The 24,828-nt window shown below is 64.7% G+C and carries 19 protein-coding genes and 2 pseudogenes; 10 read left to right on the forward strand and 11 right to left on the reverse strand.

Annotated elements, in window-relative coordinates; genetic code table 11:
* Positions 1 to 124: pseudogene (locus ACFXKA_RS16300) on the reverse strand (1,4-dihydroxy-2-naphthoyl-CoA synthase); the annotation flags it as partial.
* A gap of 1,511 nt (positions 125 to 1,635) precedes the next feature.
* On the opposite strand from ACFXKA_RS16300, the gene ACFXKA_RS16305 reads away from it, so the two are divergent.
* Both ACFXKA_RS16305 and ACFXKA_RS16310 read left to right on the forward strand, forming a co-directional pair.
* Positions 1,636 to 2,325, forward strand: a complete 690-nt coding sequence (locus ACFXKA_RS16305) for a Zn-ribbon domain-containing OB-fold protein (RefSeq protein ID WP_379427820.1) — start codon at positions 1,636 to 1,638, stop codon at positions 2,323 to 2,325.
* A gap of 60 nt (positions 2,326 to 2,385) precedes the next feature.
* Positions 2,386 to 3,630, forward strand: a complete 1,245-nt coding sequence (locus ACFXKA_RS16310) for a serine hydrolase domain-containing protein (RefSeq protein ID WP_379427821.1) — start codon at positions 2,386 to 2,388, stop codon at positions 3,628 to 3,630.
* 183 nt (positions 3,631 to 3,813) lie between these two features.
* Here ACFXKA_RS16310 and ACFXKA_RS16315 read toward each other — a convergent pair whose 3' ends face one another.
* The 3 genes and pseudogenes from ACFXKA_RS16315 to ACFXKA_RS16325 form a co-directional block, all read right to left on the reverse strand.
* Positions 3,814 to 3,936, reverse strand: coding sequence for a hypothetical protein (locus ACFXKA_RS16315; protein WP_379427822.1), 123 nt, complete (start codon positions 3,934 to 3,936; stop codon positions 3,814 to 3,816).
* Between the two features lie 88 nt (positions 3,937 to 4,024).
* Positions 4,025 to 5,584 carry an enoyl-CoA hydratase-related protein gene (locus ACFXKA_RS16320; RefSeq protein WP_379427823.1) on the reverse strand — a complete coding sequence of 520 codons (1,560 nt, stop codon included), beginning with the start codon at positions 5,582 to 5,584 and terminating at the stop codon, positions 4,025 to 4,027.
* A gap of 254 nt (positions 5,585 to 5,838) precedes the next feature.
* Positions 5,839 to 6,154 (reverse strand): annotated as a pseudogene (locus ACFXKA_RS16325) (hypothetical protein); the annotation flags it as partial.
* A 1,008-nt stretch (positions 6,155 to 7,162) separates the two neighbouring features.
* Between ACFXKA_RS16325 and ACFXKA_RS16330 the strand changes: the two are divergent.
* A complete protein-coding gene (locus ACFXKA_RS16330) occupies positions 7,163 to 7,627 on the forward strand; it encodes a hypothetical protein (RefSeq protein WP_354841796.1) in 465 nt (154 codons plus the stop codon).
* 624 nt (positions 7,628 to 8,251) lie between these two features.
* Positions 8,252 to 8,638: a MarR family winged helix-turn-helix transcriptional regulator gene (locus ACFXKA_RS16335; RefSeq protein ID WP_379427824.1), complete on the forward strand. Its 387-nt coding sequence runs from the start codon at positions 8,252 to 8,254 to the stop codon at positions 8,636 to 8,638.
* Positions 8,639 to 9,040: 402 nt separating this feature from the next.
* Here ACFXKA_RS16335 and ACFXKA_RS16340 read toward each other — a convergent pair whose 3' ends face one another.
* A complete protein-coding gene (locus tag ACFXKA_RS16340; RefSeq protein ID WP_379427825.1) occupies positions 9,041 to 12,322 on the reverse strand; it encodes a protein kinase in 3,282 nt (1,093 codons plus the stop codon).
* 447 nt (positions 12,323 to 12,769) lie between these two features.
* Between ACFXKA_RS16340 and ACFXKA_RS16345 the strand changes: the two genes are divergently transcribed.
* Both ACFXKA_RS16345 and ACFXKA_RS16350 read left to right on the forward strand, forming a co-directional pair.
* Complete coding sequence (locus ACFXKA_RS16345) at positions 12,770 to 13,261, forward strand: Zn-ribbon domain-containing OB-fold protein (protein ID WP_379427826.1); 492 nt, start codon at positions 12,770 to 12,772, stop codon at positions 13,259 to 13,261.
* Between the two features lie 144 nt (positions 13,262 to 13,405).
* Entirely contained in the window at positions 13,406 to 13,729 is a 324-nt protein-coding gene (locus ACFXKA_RS16350) for a hypothetical protein (RefSeq protein ID WP_379427827.1), read from the forward strand.
* A 69-nt stretch (positions 13,730 to 13,798) separates the two neighbouring features.
* Here ACFXKA_RS16350 and ACFXKA_RS16355 read toward each other — a convergent pair whose 3' ends face one another.
* Both ACFXKA_RS16355 and ACFXKA_RS16360 read right to left on the reverse strand, forming a co-directional pair.
* A complete protein-coding gene (locus ACFXKA_RS16355) occupies positions 13,799 to 14,224 on the reverse strand; it encodes a hypothetical protein (protein WP_379427828.1) in 426 nt (141 codons plus the stop codon).
* A 404-nt stretch (positions 14,225 to 14,628) separates the two neighbouring features.
* Entirely contained in the window at positions 14,629 to 15,867 is a 1,239-nt protein-coding gene (locus ACFXKA_RS16360; RefSeq protein WP_379427829.1) for a cytochrome P450, read from the reverse strand.
* An 8-nt stretch (positions 15,868 to 15,875) separates the two neighbouring features.
* On the opposite strand from ACFXKA_RS16360, the gene ACFXKA_RS16365 reads away from it, so the two are divergent.
* A complete protein-coding gene (locus tag ACFXKA_RS16365; protein ID WP_379427830.1) occupies positions 15,876 to 16,793 on the forward strand; it encodes a helix-turn-helix domain-containing protein in 918 nt (305 codons plus the stop codon).
* Between the two features lie 18 nt (positions 16,794 to 16,811).
* Here the strand turns inward: ACFXKA_RS16365 and ACFXKA_RS16370 are convergent, their stop codons facing one another.
* Positions 16,812 to 17,708, reverse strand: a complete 897-nt coding sequence (locus ACFXKA_RS16370; RefSeq protein ID WP_379427831.1) for a tyrosine-protein phosphatase — start codon at positions 17,706 to 17,708, stop codon at positions 16,812 to 16,814.
* A gap of 305 nt (positions 17,709 to 18,013) precedes the next feature.
* Between ACFXKA_RS16370 and ACFXKA_RS16375 the strand changes: the two genes are divergently transcribed.
* Complete coding sequence (locus tag ACFXKA_RS16375) at positions 18,014 to 18,979, forward strand: LysR substrate-binding domain-containing protein (protein WP_354841756.1); 966 nt, start codon at positions 18,014 to 18,016, stop codon at positions 18,977 to 18,979.
* 482 nt (positions 18,980 to 19,461) lie between these two features.
* Here the strand turns inward: ACFXKA_RS16375 and ACFXKA_RS16380 are convergent, their stop codons facing one another.
* The 3 genes from ACFXKA_RS16380 to ACFXKA_RS16390 all read right to left on the reverse strand — a co-directional run bounded on the left by ACFXKA_RS16380 (position 19,462) and on the right by ACFXKA_RS16390 (position 22,952).
* Entirely contained in the window at positions 19,462 to 20,997 is a 1,536-nt protein-coding gene (locus tag ACFXKA_RS16380; RefSeq protein WP_379427832.1) for a cellulase family glycosylhydrolase, read from the reverse strand.
* 140 nt (positions 20,998 to 21,137) lie between these two features.
* Positions 21,138 to 22,148 carry an alpha/beta hydrolase gene (locus tag ACFXKA_RS16385; RefSeq protein ID WP_379427833.1) on the reverse strand — a complete coding sequence of 337 codons (1,011 nt, stop codon included), beginning with the start codon at positions 22,146 to 22,148 and terminating at the stop codon, positions 21,138 to 21,140.
* Between the two features lie 84 nt (positions 22,149 to 22,232).
* Complete coding sequence (locus ACFXKA_RS16390; RefSeq protein ID WP_379427834.1) at positions 22,233 to 22,952, reverse strand: hypothetical protein; 720 nt, start codon at positions 22,950 to 22,952, stop codon at positions 22,233 to 22,235.
* Between the two features lie 633 nt (positions 22,953 to 23,585).
* On the opposite strand from ACFXKA_RS16390, the gene ACFXKA_RS16395 reads away from it, so the two are divergent.
* On the forward strand, positions 23,586 to 24,185 hold the full coding sequence (locus ACFXKA_RS16395) for a hypothetical protein (protein ID WP_379427835.1): 600 nt from the start codon (positions 23,586 to 23,588) through the stop codon (positions 24,183 to 24,185).
* A 218-nt stretch (positions 24,186 to 24,403) separates the two neighbouring features.
* Positions 24,404 to 24,526 carry a hypothetical protein gene (locus ACFXKA_RS16400; RefSeq protein WP_379427836.1) on the forward strand — a complete coding sequence of 41 codons (123 nt, stop codon included), beginning with the start codon at positions 24,404 to 24,406 and terminating at the stop codon, positions 24,524 to 24,526.
* Positions 24,527 to 24,828 lie beyond the last annotated feature (302 nt).

The raw sequence follows: 24,828 nt of genomic DNA on the forward strand, positions 1-24,828 counted from the left end.
TGCGTACCTCGGGACGATCGAAGGCGATCCGCACCGTGCCCTGCTCGATGTGCCGGTGATACGTGATGTCGGTGAGGTTCTCGAATCCCGGGACGACATTCCACAGATCTGGATTGAAGGTCACCGCGCCCACCCTAGACAAGTTCACATTTCGCGAGATCCACGACCCATGTCCCGCTGGTAATGGCGAGCCGAAATACTGTGCAATACACCACTTCTCGCCTGGTACAGGACAGGTTGCCCGACATGGGACGGGTCCGCACAGCAACGCGTTCGATCGCGATCTAGTTGTATTCCGGATGGATCCAATGAGGATGCCTAGCAGCGAGGTGGTCGTCGATCGCGGCCTCGACCAGCTCTCGCCAACGCGGATTGCTCTGGGTGGTGTTCTCGTCGCGAAACCACCGGCAACCAACCGTAGGGCACAAGAATCGATAGGTGCCGAGATTGTCGATGCGGCCACCCAGGCTTATGGGGCGCTTACGGCTCGCACCAGCGTCGCGACGACTGCCGAAGGCTGAAAGTTCGTCTCCCACTCCAACACTCAATCACAGGCGGACATGCAGGCGACACTTACGAACCGCGTGGTATGTGATCTTGTGACAGGCGGCCTCTGATTTCGAACGGGCACAGCTGCGTCGCTCTCGGCGGGCGCTCGACGATTTCAACGCTGCACTGCGGCACTGGCTCGATCGCTGCTGACGCTGCATCGAGCATGTGCTGTGCCACGTTGTGGGCCAGCGGGTTTCAAGCATCTCGGCTAATTTGCACAACGCGTGGGGCACCCGTAGGGTTCGGCCTGGGCCGACCTGTATACCCCCAAGCGGTGTTGACCCACGCGATGGTGGCCAGTTGCAGCTCGAACGCTGTCGGCTGCCGATGATGTCGATGTCGCCGGGTCAAATTCCCCCCTTCACCCGGCGGCATCGCTCTGTCGAATCGGTCACCTCGTCATTGCGGTCGGAGGTCATCCGCCGCGCCGGGTCCGTCCTGGCCGACGACTCCGACCCTGGACAACCTTCCCCGCCTTTCTGCGAACAGCCTTGCTCAACCATCTCAGCACCCCCTGCCAACCAGCGCCGAGCGCATGATCGAACTACACCTGCGCTACCTGGACCGCGTGCTGGACGGCCTGACAAACCCGCCGCAGTGATGCGGCCCCGTCCACCGCCACGCCCGGGCCGGGCTCCGACACCTGGGCCCCTGACCGCATTCGAGCGATCGAGACCGCGACCTACGTGAAATTCGCCATCCTCGAGGTCGCCGCGGTACTGTCTGCGCTCAGGCGCTGACCGCACGCCTTCCAGACGAGTCAGCCATGTAGAGGGCCTTCAAGCAGGTGAATGCCTGCGGTTCCTATCCTGCAGACGCGTCGCGTCGTGCCGGACGGATTTGTGCCTGCCAGCCCTTGTCGACCGGTGCCTCTATAGGGCGGGGGTGGCAAAAATAGGTATGTCGTGGGTAGTTCTGCCGTCGCGGGCAGGGCCCTCCGTGACGCAGGCTCGTCAGTGACAGCGCAGGCAAGAATTGGCGAGGATTGCGATGTTCGACTACAGGCCGGAGAACCCACGACACCACGGCGGCACGACCCTGATGATCAGGCGTTGCACTGACTGCGCAACGTTGGTCGCGCCAATGACCAACGCCTGCTCATCGTGCCGAGCCACGACTCTGGACTGGGTACCCTCCTCGGGCACCGGGTCGATCGTGTCGTGGAAAGTGGCGCACCACCCCTCGAACACCGGGGCGTGGGAGCAGTCGACGGTCGCCATTGTCGAACTCGACGACGGCCCCTGGATCTACTCCACGATCTACGGTGAGCTCCCACCACCCTCGGACAAGCCGATCCGTGTCCGATACGAACCCGACCCGCCCGAGGACCGGTTCCCGGTTTTCGCCATCGACACCACCGACCCGCGGCCTTCGGACAGCAGCACCCCGCCCGGCAGCGCGCCCGCGAATGATCCGAAGCGCCCGCAGTCGGTGACTTCCCCGGAGACGCACACCACCCACGACCCGGGATGGGTTCGTTCCTCGATGACGCACTGCGATTTCCTGGCGGCCAACAAATCGCTCGACACGGCCGCGAGATCCGTGGTCGAGTTCGCGATCCGACGGGCCCCGTCCGGCGGCGCCAGCACAGGCGAACTACTGGTCGCCTTCGGCGTCACCCGCTGGCGGTTCGTGCAGATGATCCGCGAGGCCCTCGTCCAACGCCCCAGCGACACCCGGGATGCGCGCACGCTCAAACGCAACCTGCTGGACTCGCTGTCTTGGGCGTGGCGCGCCTACCCCGACTCTTCGGCTTCCTACGTCCCCTGCTAGCGACGCAGTTTCGATTCCCCTGTGCTGCAAAGAAATCCAGTAACAAAAGGCGACAACGACGTGCCTGATCCACTTCCCTTCCGACCCGATCACCCTCAGGCCGCCGGCACCGTCGTGCACGGCACCTGGGCACCCCGCTACGCCGATGCGATCGCCGCATTCGCCCGGCTGTTCTCCACCGGCCGCGGTGGCGGCGCACTGGCGGTCTACCACCGCGGCCGCCCTGTGGTCGACGTCTGGACCGGCACCGCCGACCCGGACCGCGGCACCGCCTGGCAACGCGACACCGCCGCACTGTCGTATTCGACGTCCAAAGGCATCACCGCCACCGTGCTGCACCGGCTGGCCGAACGCGGACTGATCGACTACCACGCACCGGTCGCCGAGTACTGGCCCGCCTTCGGCGCCAACGGCAAGAAGAAGATCACCGTCGCCGAAGTCCTCAGCCACCGCGCCGGACTCTCACACGTCACCCCGCTGGCCAAAAACCTCGACGAGCTGGTCGACCACCACCTGATGGAAGAGCGGATCGCCGCCGCCGCACCGGACCGATGGCGCGGAATACCCGCATACCACGCGATCTCCTTCGGCTGGCTGGCCGCCGGAATCGCCCGCGCGGTCACCGGTAAGGGAATGAGCGAGCTGTACCGCACCGAACTCGCCGAACCCCTGGGAACCGATGGCCTCCACCTCGGCATCCCACCCTCGTCGGCGAACACCACCGTCGCCGTCTCGCACGGATCACGCATCCCGTTCGGCATCCCCGGCGCCGCCCACGTCCTGCGAATCGCCGGACGAATCCCCCTGCCGGGCACCGGATTCGCCCGAGCCATCTATACCCACGGCATCGACCAGCTCACCTCCGGAAGCGCCCCAGCGATCCTGACCGGTGAAATGCCCGCCGCCAACGGAGTATTCACCGCCCGCGCTGTCGCCTCCGTCTACAACATGATCGTCACCGACAATTCCCTGTTGTCCCGGTCACGGGTCCAGCAGATATCGCGCGTGCAGACCTGGCTCCCGGACCGAAACCTGCTGCTCCCCATGGGCTGGCGACTCGGCTACCACTCCATCCCCGCGCCCGGCGCCCCACGAGGCTTCGGACACGGCGGGCTCGCCGGCTCCGGCGGCTGGGCCGACCCCGACAGCGGCCTCGCCGTGGGACTCGTACACAACTGGCTCCCCGACGCACGCCACCTACCCCGTGACCAATTCGTCCTCCCCCGCCTGCTCGCCCCCGTCGTCCGCGCCGCCATCGGCACCACACACCCCCAACCGAACGATCTCAGTACGGGGATCAGCTGACGAGCGTCGGATTGTTCGCCGGAGATCGAATCTTGCTTCTCGCCAGTTCATCTCGCAACCGTCCGGCCCCCTTCCCCTCGCTGCGATGACCCACGCACCTCCACGCTCGGACTACTGGAACGGCGATGCCGATGGCTCGACACCCCGTACCGAAGTTGCGGTATGACGTTGGGAGACAGCTGATTACGCTTGCACCAGCGCGACCGGGAATGGGCGCTCGAACAACCCCGCCAGCAGTTCGACGAACTGGTCCACCACGGACTCGAGCTGGTCGTTGGTGCCGACGAAACCGGCGTACATGCTCATCCCCACACGAGAAGCAAGGGCAAGTACATCGACTCGACGCCGGTGGGCTCGGCGGCCAGGTGAGCACCCTTGAAGTGATCGATAACCATCAGGTCTGCTCCGTTTGCGTGAGTTGTCCGAGAAGGTGGGCGGGTGTGGCCGAGGGGCGGGCCTTCGTCACGAAGTCGTGGCGGAGCCGGTGATAGGGCTCGCCCGGGCCGTAGAAATGTTGACGCATCCGGCCGAGTTCCTCGGATCGGTACGCCGCCAAGGGTTTTGCCGCCTCGTCCACTGCGCGGCCAAGCTTCTTGTCGAGCAGTCGACCCACTGTGGTGGACAGGGCCGCCGAGAGGGTGGCGGCCTCTCGCCGCACCCAGGCACGAAACTCTCCGACATCTCCTGCGACGACGCGGTCCACCAGGCCGAGAGCCTCGGCGGCGCGTGCACCGACCGGCAGTGCTTCCCGCATCAGGCGATCGGCCTGCTGCGTACCGGCCCGGCGTGGCAACGTGTAGGTCCAGTACTCGGACCCGTACAAACCCATCAGCCGGTAATGCGGGTTGAGCACAGTGGACTCCCGGCACCAGACCTCGTCAGCGGCCAGTGCCAGCATCACTCCACCCGCAGCCGCGCTCCCGGCCAGTGCCGAGATCACCAATTTGTCCGTGGTCGTGAGAATCGCCTCGACCAGGTCGTCGATGGCGTTGATATTGCGCCAGGACTCGTCGGCGCGGTCCGCGGCGGCTTCGATGACATTGAGGTCGATGCCGTTGGAGAAGAAGTCGCGCGCCGGCCCCAGCACGAGCACGGTTGTCGGTCGAGCGCACGCCTGCCGATACGCGTCGAGTAGCCGCCGGCACTGGTCTGTGCTCATTGCTCCACCGGCAAAAGAGAATTCGAGGTGGCCGACGTTGCCGAGTTCGTAGTACCGCAGCTCGGACCAGGTATCGCGGGTTGCGGCCTCGGCTGCCGAAATGGGAAGGTCCGGCACTCCGGCCAGGAGCTCGCGGTCTATCACCGCGGTGGCGGGCAGCTTGAAAGTCGCTGGGCCGCCGGGTATCCGGCGGCTGCGCAGCTGCGGCAGCCAGACCGCGGCGTCCACGGTGGCTCGGCAGATCGCGCCGTCCCGGGTAGCGAGAACAGCCCCCGGCGCTCCGCGCAGTCGATCCTCGCGATGCCCCCCGTGTACGAAGTACTGGCGTCCGTACAGCTCGTCCAGCACACCGGGTTGGGAGTCTGCCGCGCGCAGCTTGCGGAGCACCATTTCCGTGCTGTCGCTGGACCAATCGATACGTCGAAATTCCTGCGCGTGATATGGCCGCTGTCGTCCGCAGACATCGGGACGGTCGTAGTCGAGCGGTTCGGGCTCGAAGCCCCCCTGCTCGAAATGGTCAACCGCCCGCAATACTGCACACACCGCGGCATCGGAGACTTCGGTACGGTACAACTCACTTTTCCCACAGGGCCGCATCACAAACGACTCCGAGGCCCAGATCGGACCCGCGTCCAATTCCGCGACGGCCTGCAGAACGGTGACACCCCACTCGGTGGCGCCGGAACTGATCGCCCAGTCCAGCGCCGACGGGCCCCGGTCACCCTTTGGGCCCGGGTGCACGATCAGCACTGTGTTCTCCGACCAAATATCTTCTGGCACAGCGACTGTCAGCATCGGCGCAAGGATCAAGTCGGGCCGGAATCGCGCTACACCCGCCCGTAGCGACTCGTCACCGAGTGCCAACTCGACCCCCACGCGGTGCCCCCGCTGCCGCAATTCCGCGTGAATACGCTGAGTGAGGCTGTTGAATGCGCTCGAGAGAAGCAGGATTCGCACTGGGTCTCCCTAACACATTGAGCTCGATGCGACAGAAACCGACACGCACCAGAAATCCAAAAACAATCAGGGACAGAAAGGGCCTGCCACTTTCAAGAAGCATGTGTGCCAATACCTTGTGCATGAGAGTCCGGCCGACGCGGCACCGACGACAGACCGCCCCGACCAGCGCGACTGCCGCATCGACCGCATCACCCTTGGGGACCGGGCGACCAGCTTCCAGCCAGTACTGTGCCGCGAATTGCCTCGCACCGACCAGGCCAACCGCCAAGGTTCGAGCCTGATAGGACTCCAGTCCCGCACCCTGCGCAACGATGTCGAATACCGCGTCCACGCATGCCTCGACCCTCGCGTGACACGCCGCCATACCGAGAGCTCACCAGGTACGTCGGACTCAGCCATCCGCCGACGGCGCCGCAGTGGGCACCGCCATCGACGGGGTGATCGGGCGTGCCGGCGGAGCGCTGCTTGTCACGGCGTCGGTTGCGGTCGCCTCTCTGATACTTCACCACCGTCACGAACCCTTCACCACGGCGACGCCCGCCACCAATAACCGATGCACCCCGGCCGCACCATTCCGGCACGGCCGAAACCCACCATCAAGCACGGCCACCACAGGGCATCGCGGCAGGAGACCATCGGGGTCGTTGCCTCGTGGCCTGCGATCGCGGGATACCGCAATTCGCCGATTCGGACGAGATCGGTTACGCGAACCGAATTCAGTTCTCACCCACAGGCCGTCACCTCGAGCAGCGTTCCGTCACCGAGTGAACACATGGCAAAACGCCGTTTACATGCGCATGGCAACCTCTCTATAAGCGAAATTTCGATCCGACATGGTCGCTGATCCGCGCGACTCGCCGATGGACGCAAATTGTTGGGCAACCCACTTCTTCCGCAAGAGAAGCCTGAGACTCGCCAACCGCGCGGGCGGCAGCCGATGGCCAACATTGAACTAAACACCAGGTAAAGGCGCATGTTTGATCGAATTGACTGCGGTTTCTGCCCGTGATCGCAAGACCGATGAGTTCCAGAGGTTCGATCGATTCGCGTCAAAGCCTTAGCGAAATTAACTTTCCAAACTGAATAATTAATAGCGGATAAGGACCTGCCGGAACCATCCTCCGACCTAGCCATCGATGCCAAAACGTTATTTCCGATTTCGATCGATGCCAGATGTGAACAGGTTATATTTTAGACCCCTTATGGTTACGGCGCGACATCCCGGGTCGTACCGTTTCTTCACTTTTGGAGATAGTTATGAGATCGACTGCATCCATGCTGCTTCGTGCCGGAGTTGTTACTCCGATGGCGCTTGCCACTGTCTTCTGTTTAGCTGCACCCGCAAATGCCGCCGCCGTCAGCGTGAACTGGAGTTGCCAGGGCACCATCTTCGGCATAGGCCAAACCTCGAGCATGACCACATCGGTCAGCGGTACCGCGCCGGCCTCGGCGGCATCCGGCTCCGCGGTGGCCATCACCCTCACCCCCGGTGTTTCCACGGTTCCCGGCTCGGCCTCGGGCTTCACCGTGAACAACATCAGCAACCTGAAGATGATCTTCCCGACTCCGGCGAATTCGACGCTGGTCTCGGCTACCGCTTCCGGTGGTAGCGTGGCCGGCACCGTCACCACCTCGGGCGGGAATGTCGTTCTCACGGTGCCGGGTCCGATCGCCGGCGGCTCGAGCTTCACCCCGCCGGCGGTGACCATCAATGTCACGGCCGGTACCCCCGGAACGCCGATCACCAGCAAGTACGCGGGGACCAGCTATGCCAATCCCGGGATGACCATGACGACCAACGTTCAATGGGTCGGCAATGTCGCGACCGCGTGCTATCCGAATCCGTCCCCGACGCTCACCACCACAGCTGTCAGCTGAGCCCGAGGGCAGACGGAGCCGCGTGACAGTCGGTATCCGCTCTGGCGAAATGTGGTGAATATGCCTGGACTGGGCTGTTACCAGCAGCCCAGTTCAGGTTCCGCCCGATCGGATCGGACAATCGCCGCCCCGTACGGCGTTCGGCCGCTTCGGCTTTCGTGCCGCAAAAGCCACTCTGACCGGGGTATGTAATGCAGAATATCGTATCGGCTCACTGTGTCGCGGATGTCCGGGCACTGCCTCCGGTAGCTTCGGCGGCCGGGGCGGTGCCCGCCCTCGGGACGATAGTCAGCCGCGGTATGGACTGTTGACCTATCGTCGATAGGAGTTGGGAGATGCCCGCATCGAACACCTCGCGGGATCCGCACCGCACGACCGCGGCCCGCGATATTCATTGAGTCCATCGAACTCGGTGGTTCATGCGCGAAATCATGCTGTTCGACGATCGATCGAACCGTGGTCGTGGAATCCGTTGGGAGGTTTCATGTTTCAAGTGTTCGAGGGTGGGAGCCGCGTCCGATGTCAACCGAACCCGCTCGGATCGCAGTAGAGCTCAGAAAGGCTCTGGAGTTCTATCACGGAACTGCCGAGGATCTGGCCCGAGAATCGATCAGATTGCTGGGCGTGAACGAGACCGATCGACGTGCGCTGGAAATCGTCCTGCTCGGGGACGAGAAGTCCACGACACCCGGAATGCTGGCCGAACGGCTGGGGCTCACCGCCGCAGGCGCCACCGTCATGCTCAACCGGCTGGAGAAGCAGGGCTATATCGCTCGCTCACTGCACCCCACCGATCGTCGCCGCGTGATCGTGGTGGCCACCGATCTCGCCGCCCGTCGCGTGCAGGAACTCATCTCACCATTGGTCGACGAGGGCTACAAGATGATGCTGAGCTGGTTCGATCCCGCCGAACTCGAGATGATCGCGGGCTTTCTCACCCGGGCGGGCGAACTGCAACGAACCCACCGGCAACGGCTACGCAACATGGACCCCTACCCGCGGGCAAAATAGGTATGCCCCCGGGTCATTCGACGGTCGTGCGACTACTCCGCACAGACGATGCTGAAGCGAAATCCACCAGCACCGTTCCGCGGAGGTTCCATGTTCCCACCGAACGCCCAGAACCCGGACGGTGTCAGCGACGACCGCGCTGACCTCGGAGTAGCCCCACGTCTTTGGGAGGCTGGCCCCACGTCTTTGGGGGGCTGCGAGCCTTTCCAATATTCCGCAACATTCCGGAGAACGCGGAACTTGGATATTCATGAGCCGATGTGCAAATACGAGCATTCGCTCACACCGGGAAATGCTAGGGCACAGCGAAAGAGAACTTGAATCCTATTTGAGGACCGTTGACAGCCCGGTATCGTCAATGGTCGCGCAGCGAGGTGGCCGATCATTTCGATCGGCGGTCGATCACGGATTCTGGCGTTCCGCACCTTCTTCGATCCATGCCGCGATCTGGGCGCGGGAGGTGAATCCGAGTTTGGTGAGGATGTGCTCGACGTGGCCCTGGGCGGTGCGTTGGGAGATCACCAGTTCGGCGGCGATCTGTTTGTTGGTCAGGCCCCGGGCGACGAGGTCTGCGACCTGGCGTTCACGCTTGGTCAGAGCCACGCCCGGACCCGAGGTCTGCGGAGCGACGGGGGGCTGCTCGCCGAGTGCGTACGCCACGGCCGCGTCCATCCCCATCGCTCGGCCGCTGCGGACGGCCGCATCGAACCTGCGCGCGCCGAGGGCCGACCGGGTCAGCCGGAGACATTCGTCGTGATACTGCGGCACAAGCGGGACGACACTCGCGACGGTACCGAGGGACCGATCGAGTTCCTGCGCGGCTCCCATCAGTACGGCCGCGCGCTCGGCATCACCATCGGCGCACGCGGCCCAGGCCAACGCCTCGAGACTCACCGCGGCGATGAGCGGGCTGCGTATTGGCCGATGGATTCTCAATGCCTTCTCGAGCAGCTCGGTGGCCTGGGCCCGGTCGCCTTCCTGCCAGGCGATAGTGCCCAGGCCGTAGAACGCAGTCGAACGGAAGAGGGTTTCGCCGTGCGCGTCGGCGATGGAGATCAGCCGCCGGTAGGACTCGGCCGCCCGTTGGGTATCACCGGCAAGTCCACGCACCAAACCGAGCGCGAGCAAAGAGGCAAAGTACGCGAATCCGGGCCGATAGGAATCGAGCGCCTCGACGGCGCGTTCGAGGCGCGAGGTCGCGAGGGCAAGGTCCCAACGATAAACCGCCACCCCACCGTCGGAGCTGTCCATCAGCGCCTGGTTCATCGGCGTGGGATCTTGCTGGGTGAGGCGACGCCCCTCCTCGACGAGCGCGGCCGCCGCCGGCACATCACCTCGCATCACCACCATGGCGCAACAGGCGTGGATCGCTTTGACCCGGTCGGGGATGGATTGCCGGGCGGGGTGGGCGAGAGCACGCTCGATCCAGCGGCGACCTTCGCTGTACAGGCCCCGGAAAGTCCAGAACCCCGCCAATGCGGCGGTGGTCCGCAGTCCGGTTGCGGCCGCCTGGTCGGTGTCCTCGGCCAGGCAGTACTCGAGCGCGCCGCGCAGATTCGGTAGTTCGCGGTCGAGCCGGGCTACCCAGTAGGGCTGCCGGTCGCTGATCCACTGGTCGTCCGCGGCCAGCGCCAAATCCTGGTACCACTCGCGGTGCCGCCGGCACAGATCGGCGTACTCGCCGATTTCCTGGAGCTTCTGCCGCCCGTAGTCACGCACCGTCTCCAGCATCCGCAGCCGCACCACACCCTGCGACTCGACCCGGATCAGGATCGACTTGTCCACCAGCGAGGACACCACATCCAGCAAACTGTCGGCATCCAAGTCGATGCCGCAGATCCCCTCGACAGCGTCGAGCTCGAAACCACCGGCGAACACCGACAGCCGCGCCCACAGCCGCTGCTCGACCGGGCTGCACAGCCGGTAGCTCCAATCGACACACCACCGCAGCGTCTGCTGCCGCGTCGGCGCGCTGCGACTGGCGCGGGTCAACAACGCATACCGGTCGTCGAGCCGCCCCAGGATCTGCTCGGGCGACATCGTGCGGACTCGCGCCGCGGCCAGTTCGATCGCCAGCGGCAACCCGTCCAGCCGCGCGCAGATCCGGGCCACCGTTGCCTTGTCGTCGTTGGAGAGCCGCAGGCCCGGCACCGCCGCGTTCGCGCGGTCGGCGAACAAGGTCACCGCGTCGTAGCGGGGCAGTTCCCGCGACGACGGCTCCCGCTCCGGATCCGGGATCGGCAGCGGCGGCACCCGCAGCACCACCTCTCCGCCGATATCGAGCGGTTCGCGGCTGGTGGCGAGGATCCGCAGGTTCGCACACGCCCGCAACCACGTCTCGGCCAGCCGCGCGACCGCCAGGGCCAGGTGCTCGCAGTTGTCCAGCACCAGTAGCGACTCCCGATCGGACAGGAACTCCAGCACTACCTGCGGCAACGGCCGTGCCAGATCATCACGCAACCCCAGGGCAGCCGCCACCACGTCGACCAGCAGGGACGGATCGGTGACGTCGGCCAGCTCGACCAGCCACAACCCGTCGCCGAACTCGCGGCGCACAGTCGCCGCGGAATGCAGCGCCAGCCGCGTCTTGCCGACCCCGCCGATCCCGGTCAATGTCACCAATCGCGCCGAGGCCAGCAGATTCTTCACCTCCGCCACCTCGTTGCGTCGGTCGACGAAACTGGTCAACTCCGGCGGCAGGTCGCCTGCACCCTGCGAAGGCGCTGACGCCCGCGCACGCCACCCCGACGCGACGCGCCCGCGCTCCTCGCGCTCGTGTGCCGGTTCGGCCTGCAACGCCATCTCCTTCACGGCGTACCCGTGAAGGCGCTGTGCCTGCCGGATCGCCTCCCCCAGCGCCTGCGCCGACGGCCGCTCAGCAGGATCGCGGCTCATCGCCGCCGCCATCAGCGCGGCGATGTCCTCCGCAATGCCCTGCTCACGCAGGTCCGGCACCGGCTCGGTGGTGATCCGCAGAAACTGGGTCACCACGTTCTCCCCGCTGCGCCGCTCGAATGCCGCATGCCCGGTCAACGCACAGAACAGGGTCGCGCCCAATCCGTAGACATCCGCCGCGGGAGTCGGAGCCTCCCCCTCGAGCACCTCCGGAGCTGTGAACGCCGGCGACCCGGTCACGGTGCCCGTCTCGGTCCGGAACCCGCCCGCGATACGCGCGATCCCGAAATCCGTCAACGCGGGCTCGCCGTAATCGGTCAATAAAATATTGCCCGGCTTCACATCCCGATGCAGGATGCCCAGCCGATGCGCGCTCTCCAACGCCCCGGCGATCTTCACGCCGATCCACAACACCGTCTCCGCCTGCAGCGGACCTTGCTCGCGGATCCGGGCATCCAGCGAACCCAATGGGTGATACGGCATCACCAGAAACGGGCGCCCGTTCGCGGTGGCCCCCGCCTGCAGCATCGTGACGATATTCGGATGCCCCGTCAACCGGCCCATCGCCCGCTGCTCCCGGAAAAAACGCGCCCGGCTCTCGGCATCCAGCTCGGCGGTCAGGACCTTCACCGCCACCGTCCGATCCAGCTCCTCCTGCGTGCAGCGATACACCACACCGAAACCGCCCCGCCCGATCTCCTCCGCATCCTCGAACCCGGCCTCGGCCAATTCCTCTGTCACCGAATCGAACACGTCACGGACCGTCCGGAACCGATCATCCTCGATCATCAGCTACACACCACCCGCCAGACAGGGCACGAACACGGAGAATCACTGTGTTAACTCGTCGTTAATGGACAGCGTATCCCCACCGACCTCGGCGACCGAAGTAGTTGAGCGAGAGCGAACCTGTGCCCTCCGTGCCTCTCTATCGCAGCGGTTTCGCCCTGGTGGCGGCGCACATCCGGGGTCGCCGAACCAACTCGGGCCCGCCCGCTGACAACCGCTGCCCGCGTCGGCCGGTGAGGACTCGGAATAACGACGAGGGGGGCGCCGCAGACACTCAGATCCGCAATATCTCCATACGGCGATTCGTGGAGTGACCTGTTCATACGCACGCACCGGCGAAGGCTCGGCCAAAAATAGGTATGCCCCCGGCAATTCAACCGTCGTGGGAGTACCCCGCGCGGACGATGCTGAAGCGAAATCCACCAGCACCGATCCGCGGAGGTTTCCATGTTCCCGCCGAATGCCCAGCAACCAGAGGGTGCTAGCGACGACGGCGCCTATCGTGTCGAAGACACGTTGACGATCCGGCGTTGCGCGGCCTGCGACAAGCTCTTCGCGCCGCTGACCCCCGCGTGTTCCGCCTGCGCGTCCGACGATCTCGAGTGGGTGCCCTCGTCCGGTGCGGGTTCGATCGTGTCGTGGCGGGTGGTCCATCGCGCGAGTGATCCGCACGGCGAGTTGACGCCGTTGACGATCGCCGTAGTCGAACTCGACGAGGGCCCGTGGGTCTACACCTCCATCGAAGGTGAAGTCCCGCTGATCTCCACCGGGCCGGTGCGCGTGTACTTCCAGCCCAGTCCCCGACAGGACGGGTTCCCGGTCTTCAAAGTCGACTCAGATTCGCGACAGCCGGCGCTCACGATCGCCAAGCTGGTCATCGCCGCCCGCGCCGGCAGATCGGCATCGCGCATGCCGGCCACAACCCGCCCACTTCCGTGAGCAGATCGGCCGCGCCCGCATACCGAGAGCGATGGCACAGGGTGCACAGATGCCGCCCCTGGGCCGACAGATCCAGATGACACACCTCCCGGCTGCGGGAGGTAACCCTCTCGTGGCCGACCGACCGGGAAACCGGATGCTTCGATGACTGCTTTACTGCCTCTTGCCTATGGATATGTGCGCGACGATCTGCTGAGTGATCGCGACCCGAATTCCAGCGACAGCATATTGCGGGCCGCCGCCAGATCACTCGGGTATGCGCTGGGCACCGTATTCCACGAGTCGGAACCACAGAACGCGATATTGCCCCCGGCGTTCGTCGATCTCGTCCAGGAATGCCGGCGAGCCAAGGCACAAACTGTGCTGACGTTGCCCGGACACCTGTCGGGCATGTCCGTGTGCCGCATGGTCCTGCTCGCGATCCTCGAGGTACGAGCCGAAGCCGCAGTACAGGAAGTTCACCCCTGACCTGGATGATGTTCTGCGTGCCCTGACCGGGCAGGCCACCATGGAAGTCATCGCACGATGAACACACGTTCAGGCCGAGACGCGGTCCGATCGCTGGAGAATCGCCAGCCGGATGGCGGCCAGTACCACTGCTCGGTGTGGCAATCCGAGCCGGCCCGGCTCCGGTTCGTTCGCCCAGTGCCAGCCCGGCTCGTGGTCGGAGGTCGGCAGCATGATGTGGCTGCCGCGGTCCGGCATGGTTACGCCGTTCTCCTGCAAGAAGGTTCGAAGTCGCTGGGGTACGGGGTGATATGGGAGGGGCGGGGCGACCAGGAAGGTCCAGAAGCGGTCGCGCGGGTCGGCGACCACCGGCGTGGACGGCAGCCAGGACAGCCGTAGGCGGACCCGGTCGCCCAGTGATTCCGGCAGTGCCAGTGCCTCGACCGCAGCGCCGACGGTGAGGAGCGGGCGGTCGGCGTACATCTCCACCGGTAGTCCGAAGCGCGCTCTCAGCACATGGGCTGATTCGTAAGGGGAACAACATGATTCGAACATCGAAACCTCCGTGCGCGCAACGAGGGGTGCACCCGGCGCCAGGGGTGTCCGCGGGTTCCCGTGGCCGACGCGAGGCATGAACGGAGGATTCGCGTCGAGTGCGGACACCGGGCGATTGGAGGCTCGTCGACCGGCACCGGGTGCGAGAACAGTCTCGACCATCAACCGTGCCACAACGGTGACGCCCGGATGGCATCCGGATGACCGGCTGTAAATCTGTGTCCCCCAACAGCGAACCAGCGCCCGTGAGAAAGCTCACCAGCGAAACCGACGGCCCTGGAATACTTTTCACCACCGCATCGAGAGCGTCGCCGACCTCGGTGATCTCGGTGCCCGTGGTGGTCCAACGCCGTCTGTGCTCGGCGTCAGTGCAGCTGGACCGGGAGGGCGGCCAGGCCTCGGACGATCAGGCTTTTGCGCCAGTGGAGGTCGATGTCGGGGGCGAGTTCGAGGTTGGGGTAGGTGGATAGGAGGCGGGTGAGGGCGATGGCGCTTTCGGTGCGGGCCAAGGGGGCGCCTACGCAGCGGTGGATGCCGTGGCCGAAGGCTATGTGGTTGGGGGCGCGGTCGGGGTCGAAGCGGTGAGGGTCGGGGAATTGGGTGGGGTCGCGGTCGGCGGCTGCCATGGAGATGAGGATGAGTTGGTCCTGGGGGATTTCGATGCCGCCGAGGGTGGTGGGGGCGGTGGTGTAGCGGAAGGTTGCTTCGGTGGCGGGGGCTTCGAAGCGGAGGACCTCCTCGATGAAGGCGGGGATGCGGTCCGGGTCGGCGAGGAGGGCCTGGTGAAGGTTCTTGTCGGCCAGGAAGATTGCGACGCCGTTGCCGATGAGGTTGACCGTGGTCTCGAAGCCGGCGACCAGGAGCAGGAAGACCATGCTGATCAGTTCGCGGTGGCTGAGGCGGTCGTCGTCCGCCCGGGCGGCGATGAGTTCGGAGAGCAGGTCCTGGCCGGGGGTCGCGTCCTTGGTGCGGATCAGCTGGTCGATGTAGCGGACGAAATCCATGACCGCGGTGGCGCGGGCCTCGTTACTTTCCTCGCTGGACAACAGTGAGGTGGACCAGCGCTGGAAGGCGTCGCGGTCCGTGCCGGGAACACCGAGTAGTTCGCAGATCACCGACATGCCCAGCGGGACGGCGAAGCGTTCCAGCAGATCCACGACTTCGCCACGGCCGGAAGCCAAGTCGGCGAGAAGGTCGTCGGCGAGTTCGCTGATCCGCGGCGACAGCTCGGCCATGGCGCGTCCGCTGAAGGCCCGGTTGACCAGGCCGCGCAGGCGGGTGTGCTCCGGCGGGTCGTAGAAGACCATCATGTCCGCGAACATGCTGCCGCCGAGATGCCGGTCGCCGCCCTCCGCCGCGACCGTGGCCTTGGCGCCGGGGGACTTGAGGACCTTGCTGAGGGCTGGGTCGGTGAACGCGGCCTTGGCGACCTCGTAATCGGTGATCAGCCATCCGAGTCCGGAATCCGGCAGGCGGACCCTATGCACCGCTCCCTTGCCCCGCAGCTGGTCGTACACCGTGTGCGGGTCATCGAAGAAGTTATCGGTCAGTTCGATGACCTCGGTCGCCAAATTGTCTGCCGGAGAGACGATCTCGTACCCCATGTTTCGGAATGTATCAGGGCGGGTCCGACGCGACCCGAACCGAACATCCCCGGCCCGTATATACAATCGCGTTGCATGTAGTACCCAGAGAGGATCCGCCGAGAGTGGTGAACGAGCCCACGAAACCGTCGTTGGGGCAGCATCTTACGTTTTTGCGCAAGCGCGAAGAGGTGCACAGGCACGAGACCGGCGAGCTTCCCGCGGCGCGCAAGTTCAGCCGGGAAAAGGCTGCGGCCGAAGCGCATATCACCGCCAGCTATCTGACCAAGGTCGAGCGTGACGAGGTCGGACAGGTCGACGTCGGGATCCTGCGAGTGCTGGCGACGACCTATCAGGCCAGCGACGACGAGTGGCGTTATATCTGCGATCTGGCCGGCTACGCCTCGCCCTATCCGTCCATCACCGGAATCGGCCCGGCCCTGGAGATCCCGGAGTTCGAGGTGTTCGAGACCGCGGTGACATCGATCATGGACACCGAAATGACCGAGGCGGCAGCCGATCTCGTGTCCTTCTACGCGCCGCAGCGTCGGCTGATCACGGCGAATCAGGCCTACTACGACACCTTCCCGACGCATCGGCCGGGGATGTACATGCTCGAGTGGTCGTTCACCGACGAGGCTCGGGAAATCATGATCAACTGGAATGACCAGGTGGGGATCGGAGTCGCCACCCATCGAGGATTCATGGGGCGCTACGGCCACACCTCGTGGGCGCAGGAATACCACCAACGGCTGGAGCGATTCCCCGACTTCCGGACCATGTGGGAAGCCGGGGCCGTGACTTACACGCTGCCACTGGATATGCAATCGCGGCTGCGGGTTCGAGGCGGGCTGTATTCGCTGACCATGGAGAACTGGCAGATGCAGCACCAGCTGCCGATCGTCCGTTCCCGGGGCCGGCTCCACCCCCTGGACGCCGACTCCTGACAGCCCGCCGCCGGGCGGCTACTGGATCAGCTTGTGCTTCAGCTGTTCAATGGTCTGACCCTTCAGGCCCAGACCGTCCTTCAGATACTTGTCGACCGAACCGTAAGTCGCGGTGAGCTGATCGATTCCGGCCTGCAGGTAGCTGCGGTCCACACCGAGCAGCGGCTGGTAGAGGGCGGCGGCCGCGTCGCCCTTGGCAGCCTTGATCTGGGCGAGGGTGGCGGCGATGGAGGCGGCCGAGTACTGGTTGGTGAGCAGGTAGTCGTTCATGATGGTGTCGGAGTCGACGCCCGCGATGCTCAGCAGCAGGTAGGCGGCCCAGCCGGTGCGGTCCTTGCCCGCGGTGCAGTGGAGGATCGCGGGACCGTCCTGACCGGCGAGCTGGGTCAGCAGATTCGCGAACCCCGCACGCTCGTCCGCGCCGGTGACGAAGAGCCGGTTGATGTCCCGCATGAAGTTGGCGGCGTCATCGGGCGACTTCAGCTTCGCCACGGCGCCGGACAGATCGCCGCCGAGAATCGGGATGTTCACGTACGCAGCGCCGGCCGGAACACGGTCCTGTTTGGCGGCGATCTCGCTGCTGCTGCGCAGGTCGAAGACGCTGCTCAGGTGCAGCCCGTTCAGCGTGGCCAAATCGGAATCGTTGGGGGTCAGCGCGTTCGAGCGGTAGAACACCCCCTTGTTGACGTGATGGCTGCCCTGCGCGTCGTAACCGGCCCCGGTGCCCGCGACATCGCGGAAATTGTCGACGCTGGCGAGCCGGGGCGCATCCGCCGCCTGATCGGATTTCGGCTCGGCGGTCGCCGCCGGCAGCGCCGACAGCTGGGCATCCACCACGTTCCCGAGCAACGGGCTTGCCAGCAGCCCAACACTCAGCGCGACAACGACGGCGCTACGACGCCACGAAACAGACAACTCTCGGACTCCTGTTCGTGCCTGCCACCCGCGCCCTGATCTGCGACAACGCGTGACACGCAATTGATCGCAGACAGATCTACGCGGACCGGATGAACCGGCGGAAACCAATCAGAAAACAGTCCAACAGGTCTCATTCAGCGGGACATCGACTACCCGGTATGCGGTCGTGCGGATACGACGAGGAGTGAGTGAGTACGAATCTCTGCTCCGACCTGGATAACTGCTGCAAAATTGCTGATCGTTCAAGGCGGAGTTGGCGGAATGACCCATTTAGGACATCTGACCAGCCTAGACTGCCCTGCGTGGAAGTTCATTCTCGGCAGTTGCAATACTTCATCGCGGTAGCGGAAGAGTTGAGTTTTACCCGTGCCGCCCAGCGGCTCCACGTCTCCCAGCAGGGTCTGAGCACACAGATCAAACAGCTGGAGCACGATATGGATGTCGCACTCTTCTCGCGCACAACCCGGCAGGTGGAGCTGACGGCGGCCGGGGCGGCATTCCTGCAGCATGTCCGAGAAGCCTTGGCCAGCTTGGCTTTCGGGCTCGAGGAGGCCCGTGCCGTGCATCGCGGTGAACACGACAGGCTGGTGCTGGGCTGCCTGGAGGGGGCGGCGCTGACCCTGACCGAGCCGATTCTGGCAGCGTTCCGGGAACGCCATCCCGAGGTCACCCTCGAGATGAACCACTTCACGTACGAGACGCCGTCGGCGGGCCTGTCGAGCGGGCAGGTGGATGTCGCGATCGTGCGGCGGCCGTTCGCGGACGCGGGGCTGCGATTCGAGCCGCTGTTCGAGCAGCCGTTGATGGTGATGCTGCCCGCGCACCATCACCTGGCCGACCGTGCGGAGGTCACGACGGAGGAACTACTGGACGAGCCGATTCTCTCCTCCGCAGCCACCGACCCGGTGTGGAATGCCTTCTGGCAGCTGGACTCTCATCGCGGTGGTCGCCCCGCACCGGTGGCCTATCACGCCAAGACCCTGCTCGAGGAATTGCACCAGGTTGCTACGGGGGCCGCCATCGCACTGACGGTGCCGTGTGCGGCGTGGATCAAGTTTCCCGGCGTGCGCCTGGTCCCCGTGACCGACGCGGCCCCCAACCAGGTCGCGGTGAGCTGGCGCGCCGGACACGAGAACGCCCTCGTACGTTCGTTCATCGAGGTCGCGCGCCGGGTTCGCGATGCGAATCCCGGCCTGCTCGCGCGGCTTCAAGCGCCGCGCTGCCACGACCGGCAACACGCTCGCGCGGCCGCCGCGATACCGTCCTGACCTCTTCGCGCCCGGCGAACCTCGCTGCGCGATACCACTTACGATCTACAATTGTTCCTTGTCGATCATCCCCGACAATTGATTTCAGTTCTTTTCCCATGTGCCATAACGTTTTCGATGTGAGCGCAAGCTCATTCGAAAACACCTGAAGGAGAAGAACAAATGGGTTCGGTCGCCAATTTCCTGCTGGACGCTCTCATCTCGGAGCTGACCAAGAAGCTGTTCAGCGGTTCCGCCGGCACCAAGGCTTAATTCGCCCCTGCCCCGGGCGATTTTAAATATACGGGGTGCCGTGTCTTACGACAACGACTCGGCACCGCTTTTTTGCGTCCGGACACCGGGGCAACGGCACAAGGCCCGGAACCTGATGGTTCCACCGGCGCGAAGAGAAATCCGAATTCGAGACCGATTCACAAACCCCGGCTGTCGATAACGTTGCCAGGAACTCGAACACCTCGATCACTCAAAGGACGAACACCGGTTCAAGAGCCCGATCCGGAGGACGAGCCCGATCCGGATCCGCTGGCAGAGCCGGACGCCGAGCCGGACGCGGAACCCGTTCCGACCGGGCCGTCGGGCACGGTCGCGCCCTTCGATCCGGGGCGGTTGATGTATACCGTGACCGGCGTCGAGCCGTTGGCCTGCACGGTCACCACGCGAGCGCCGGCGGGTGAGGTCACCGTGCCGCCGTCGACGCGCACTTGATAGCCGTCCGGGTAGTGGAGGTCGGAGACGTAGATCTCGGTAGGCTTCGTCGTGGCATGGGGGGTGTAGCGGTAGGCGAAGTCGCCGTTACCCGAGTCGAAGATCATCCGGCCGGGTGTGCCCGCGGTAGCCTGCGGATAGGTGCGCACCAGCTGCGTGCCGATATCGCCGCGGAACGGTTCGTCGCCCCGGTAGGCCCAATACTGCCAACCCAGGAACCGGTCATCGGCGTTGATCAGCGTATTGCTCAGCACCGTCGCGTCGCCGTCACCGAATTCGGTGACCAGCGCAGGGATTCCGGTTCGATGCTGGAAGGCGTCGATATTGCCCCAGGTCTTGCCCTGCTGCAGCGGGCACAGGCCGCGCAAGAAGGTCGGCAACCCGTTGTAGACGGCCATCTGGCTGGGAATGCAGTAGTCGTGCGGCGCGAAGACGATCCCGGGTGCGCTGATCGGCGGATTCTTGCCCAGGTTGGTAGGCATGGTCTCGTTCCAGGTGACATTGGGCTCCCAGAGCACCATGATGTCGCCGTTGCGGACCCGCACCGCGTCGGTCAGCTTCTGCATGGCCGCTTGATATTTCGTATCGAAGCCCGAGCAGCCGTTGGGATAGCAGGACAGAAACGCCGAGCCGGGCCACGGCTCGTTGAGCAGCTCGATACCGAGCGCACCCGGGTGGCCCTTCATCTTGTCCGCGAGCGCGCCCAGCGCCTGCCCCAGATAGTCCAACGCGCCGAAGCTGTTGTTCCACAGCTCGTCCCAGGCGGAGTTCATGCTGGGCATCAGATAGAAGAGTGGGAAGCCGGGATTGTTTTCGCCAGGGCCGGGCCGGGCGTGGATGGCCCATTCGGGAAACCCGTTGCCGCCCCAGATCCTGGACAGCCCGTCCTGGTGATTGTCGAGCACGGTGTGAATACCGTACTGCGCCAACAGGTCCACTACGCCGGCGACGCGATCGAGGTACGCGGTGTCGACCACGCCCTGGGTCGGCATGAGCCCGTCGAAATTGACACCGAGCCGAACAGTGTTGAAGCCGTGCTCAGACAGCAGTTCCGCATCCTGCGCGCTGAGAGTCAGCCCGGGCTCGAAGTAGGGCGGTTCCTTGTTCACGCTGTTGACGCCGTGCAGCAATACGACCCGGCCGTACTCGTCGACGAACCGGGAGCCGTCGACATGCAATCCCGAAATTCCTTCGGGCGCAGCCATGCTGGGCGGCGTCGACGCGCCGAGCACGCAGCAGGCCGCCGCCAAGACAGCCAGTGATCGGGTCAATCGCTTGGCCCGGCGGGGCGTGCCGATGACTTTCGTGTTCATGATCTTCCTGTTTCAGTGATCGGCACCGCCGCCGGTCCGGAGCTCGAGTCGGCCGCCGACGGTGCCGACCATTCGAGATGGCCCCACGTCGTTGGGGGGCGCAGCGAGCCGGTACGGGCGGCTCGCGTCTACACGCCCGGCTACTCCACGCCGAGCGCGGAGGCCAGCAGCGGCCAGGAGTTGTGGAGGTCTTGTTGCCAGTAGGCCCAGGTGTGGGTTCCGGTGGGCCGGAAATCGACCTGGGCCGGAATATTCAGGGCGGCAAGATGATCGGCGAGCTGATGAGTGCACGAGTTGGTGGCGGCCTCGATCATGCCGCCCAGCACCATCTGATTCGCCTTGGTGATCACCTGGTCGGGTGTGGACCGCGCACCGAGCTCCTCGGCGGGTCCGGGCAGGCCGGTGCCGCTGGAAAGGTAGATCGCCTTGCCGCGCAGGCTGTCCGCATTCAGGACGGCATCGTGGGCGCGCCAGGCCGGGTCGTCATCGGGGCCCCACATGTTCTTGGGGTCGGCGTCACCGCGCGCCAGCACCAGGCGGATGTAGGCCCGTCCGGCGGGATCCGAGGTGGACGCGCAGCCGCTGTAGGCCGCGACCGCTGAGTACACCTCCGGCGCGGCCGATATGAGGTCCAGCGCCGAGGTGGCCGACATGGAAACGCCCGCGATCGCATTCATGCCCGATGTGCGCAGGGCCGCGTCGATGATGGGCGGCAGTTCCCGGGTCAGGAACGTCTCCCAGCGGTTGCGGCCCAGCTTCGGATCGTCCTGTTGCCAGTCGGTGTAGTAGGAGAACTCTCCTCCGACCGGAGTAACCACGTTCACATTCTTGTTCCAGAAGAACGGGACGATATCGGTCCGGCTGTACCAATTGGTGATATCCGTCCCGCCGCTCGCGCCGTTCAGCAGATACAAAGTCGGGCGTGGCACGCTCGTATCGGAGGCCGTGAGTACCTGCAACGGGATTACCCGTTGCATGGCAGCCGAATACACATAGAACATTTCCTGCCGCTGTCCCGCGCGGTCGATGTGGTCCAGATGGGAGGCGACGTCGGCACGCGAAACCTGTAGCGCACCAGGTGCGACGTAGAGCAGGGACGCGGCGACGGCGCACGATGCGATGAGCGACGCGATGGTCCGCCTGGGCGACACAACTGACTCCTCGGAAACGATGGTGGAAAGGGGTCCTGGGCCGTGGCGGCCGCGCAACACGCCACGGTCCAGGAGTATCGGAACTCAGCTGCCCATCAGGCGCTTGATCACATTGGCGATGGTGTCGGTCACCGAACCGGTCGAGCTGAGCTGGTTCTGCGAGGAACCGAAGCCGCCCTGGTCGAGGCTGCCCAGCAGAGCCTCACCGGGATTCGCGCCGCGAGCGGTGAAGCACACGCCCATGCTCGGCTGGTTGGATCCGACGCCGACGGTGCCGCCGACGCCGATACCACCGCTGAGGACCTGCTGTCCTTCGGTGACGGAGGCGGGCACCTTGTAGGTGAACTCGGCGGTGACGGGATAGCTGGAGTTCACGAACCAACCGGTGCTGGTCACCATCCAGCCGCCGAAGTCCGGCTCCGGCGTCACTTCGACGGCCTGCTCACCCGTCCCGGCGTGATAGGCGGTGACAACGGCCTTGACCGGTTTGTCGAACCCCGGCGGCGGAAAGTCGTTGATTCGATTGACATACGGATTGCCGATGCTGGTGGTGCCGACCACGATCTTGTAGGTGACCAGGGTTCCCGCCGCGGCGGTCGATACGTCGACGGACTTGTCGTAGGTGTGAGTGATCCAGAAGCTGCTGGCGCCCGGGTTGTAATCGACGTGCTGAGTCTGGACGCACGATGAGGACGGGGGTGTCGTATCCGCGGTGGCGGGCGCGGTGCCGAGAGCGATACCCGCCCCCGATATCACCAAGGTGGCCGCCGCGATTCCGGCAGCCAATTTCGGGGTCTTACTCATGATTCCTTCCAGCAGTTCCCGCCGAACGCGGAACTGGTAACGAGTGAGCCGGTGTGGAATTCGAGCCTTCGCTCACGCCGAGAAACGCTAGAGCACAACGGAACAGAACTTAAATCCTAATTTCCGGGGCATTGACAACCCTGCCTTGTCAATCGTCCGGAACTACTGTTTCCGCTCCGGTCCGGTGGGCCACTACCGGTCACGTCCCGGCCCTGCCGCAGATCACCGTCGGGACGAACGACCCGGTGTCAACCCGCGCCGGCCTGACTGCGCGCGAAACCCCTCGCCTGACGGCCTCGAGGAGAGGAGATTCCCAGATGCCACACCGACCTCGATTGCGCGCCATGAAAGTCCATACCCGCCGAGTGCTACCGTGGGGAAAACGCGCCGGAACCGCCTCTGGTTCCGGCGCCGTTTCATGTTGGATCGCAACGCGTTCGGCGAAGTCCACACACGGCGACCTACAAGTATGGGTTGTGGATGATCCGTAAATTGTGATTTCTCATGCGTTCCGTAGGGTTCTAGCATTTCCCGGCGTGAGTGGAACGACTCACGGTCGTAGTTAGAAATGACACAAGGGAAATCGCTATGGGACGACGAGTTATGACGCATTCCGCTGCAGGTGCCGCGGCCGTGATCGGGGTTGGGGCGTTGGCCCTGTTCGGCGCCGCTACAGCAAGCGCGGATCCCGCGACGATCACCTGGAACAACGACAGTTCCCAATACACCCGCACGATCAGCAACGCCACGCCCGCCGTGGGTGACACCATCACCGTCACCACGACTTTCAATCGGGTCATGATCGGGGATGAAAACCTCAACTGGTTCAAGGACTGGCACCCCTCGTGCCTGACCTATGTCACCGATTCGGCCAAGGTGACCGACGCCGCCGGGGACCACCCTGTCGAGCCCTATCTCGAAATCAAGCCCGATTTCATCGCGGGGGACTTCACCGCCACCAGCTATCGGGTAGTCATGAAGGACCACGGCCCGGCTGCCAGATTCAGCGCGAAGTACACCGTCGGCTCGTGCGCCACCGGGACCGCGCTGAACACCGGGATGGAGTACATGTCGAACACCGCCGGTCATGTCGACTTCTCCACCAAGGGCCCGTCGATCACCGTTGGCGGGACTTCCGGCCCGGGCACCGGAGGCGACACCGGCAGTAGCAGCCCGACCTCGCTGCTCGGCGGGCTGACCTCGCTGCTCGGCGGCCTGGGTTCCAGCAAGTAGCACCGAATCGCTTGTGGTTGCCCGAATTCGACCATGTTGGATATCTGACCAGCAGAGCTGGTGACCGGCTCACCGATCGGGCGGTGACCGGCACTCGAATCGCTCCGGAAGATTCCGGTGGATGAGACATACAACAAATACGTCAACGAGGTCACTCGCGCCCGCCGCCGACCCCTTCGAACCCGGCGACATTCCGGCACCGGTTCAAACTCGCGGACGTGATCCGCATCGACACCGGCCGGCACTGCATCATCGCTACCAACGACGGCCAGCCCGGCGGCCTGACATCCATCGTGCTCGGAAAGAGATCAGCTGAAGGCTTCGGAGCCCAGCCCGAATAGCATGAGATGCACCGTTGTCCTAGGTAACGGGCGGCGCGGGCGTGGCGGCGGCGGAGCCGGTGGCGAGAAGTGTCAGTGCGCCGACCGTCAGCGCGGCGGCCGCGATCGTCGCAGTTGATGTAGCCGGTCGTTGTGCCATGCCGGTTTTCCTCATCTTCTCTTCGCATACATTGAAGCTCGCTGCACTCCAGGTGTTTTCGGTGCAGCCGAATGAGCGCATTCACTCAGGCTCTGAAACGTTATGCCAGGGGTAGAGGAACTGAAATCTCCAGTTCAGGATTATAGACAACAGAAAGTTGTTG

The sequence above is a fragment of the Nocardia sp. NPDC059228 genome (genome assembly GCF_042754245.1).
Classification (GTDB): Bacteria; Actinomycetota; Actinomycetes; order Mycobacteriales; family Mycobacteriaceae; genus Nocardia.

Excerpts from the sequence above, each read along its gene's own strand:
- ACFXKA_RS16380 (WP_379427832.1), bottom strand. The coding sequence starts at position 20,997 with ATGAACACGAAAGTCATCGGCACGCCCCGCCGGGCCAAGCGATTGACC.
- ACFXKA_RS16330 (WP_354841796.1), top strand. The coding sequence starts at position 7,163 with ATGACCACATCGGTCAGCGGTACCGCGCCGGCCTCGGCGGCATCCGGC.
- ACFXKA_RS16320 (WP_379427823.1), bottom strand. The coding sequence starts at position 5,584 with ATGCTGACAGTCGCTGTGCCAGAAGATATTTGGTCGGAGAACACAGTG.
- ACFXKA_RS16305 (WP_379427820.1), top strand. The coding sequence starts at position 1,636 with ATGACCAACGCCTGCTCATCGTGCCGAGCCACGACTCTGGACTGGGTA.
- ACFXKA_RS16365 (WP_379427830.1), top strand. The coding sequence starts at position 15,876 with ATGTATCAGGGCGGGTCCGACGCGACCCGAACCGAACATCCCCGGCCC.
- ACFXKA_RS16350 (WP_379427827.1), top strand. The coding sequence starts at position 13,406 with ATGACTGCTTTACTGCCTCTTGCCTATGGATATGTGCGCGACGATCTG.
- ACFXKA_RS16340 (WP_379427825.1), bottom strand. The coding sequence starts at position 12,322 with ATGATCGAGGATGATCGGTTCCGGACGGTCCGTGACGTGTTCGATTCG.
- ACFXKA_RS16360 (WP_379427829.1), bottom strand. The coding sequence starts at position 15,867 with ATGGGGTACGAGATCGTCTCTCCGGCAGACAATTTGGCGACCGAGGTC.
- ACFXKA_RS16390 (WP_379427834.1), bottom strand. The coding sequence starts at position 22,952 with ATGAGTAAGACCCCGAAATTGGCTGCCGGAATCGCGGCGGCCACCTTG.
- ACFXKA_RS16315 (WP_379427822.1), bottom strand. The coding sequence starts at position 3,936 with ATGAGCATGTACGCCGGTTTCGTCGGCACCAACGACCAGCTCGAGTCC.
- ACFXKA_RS16345 (WP_379427826.1), top strand. The coding sequence starts at position 12,770 with ATGTTCCCGCCGAATGCCCAGCAACCAGAGGGTGCTAGCGACGACGGC.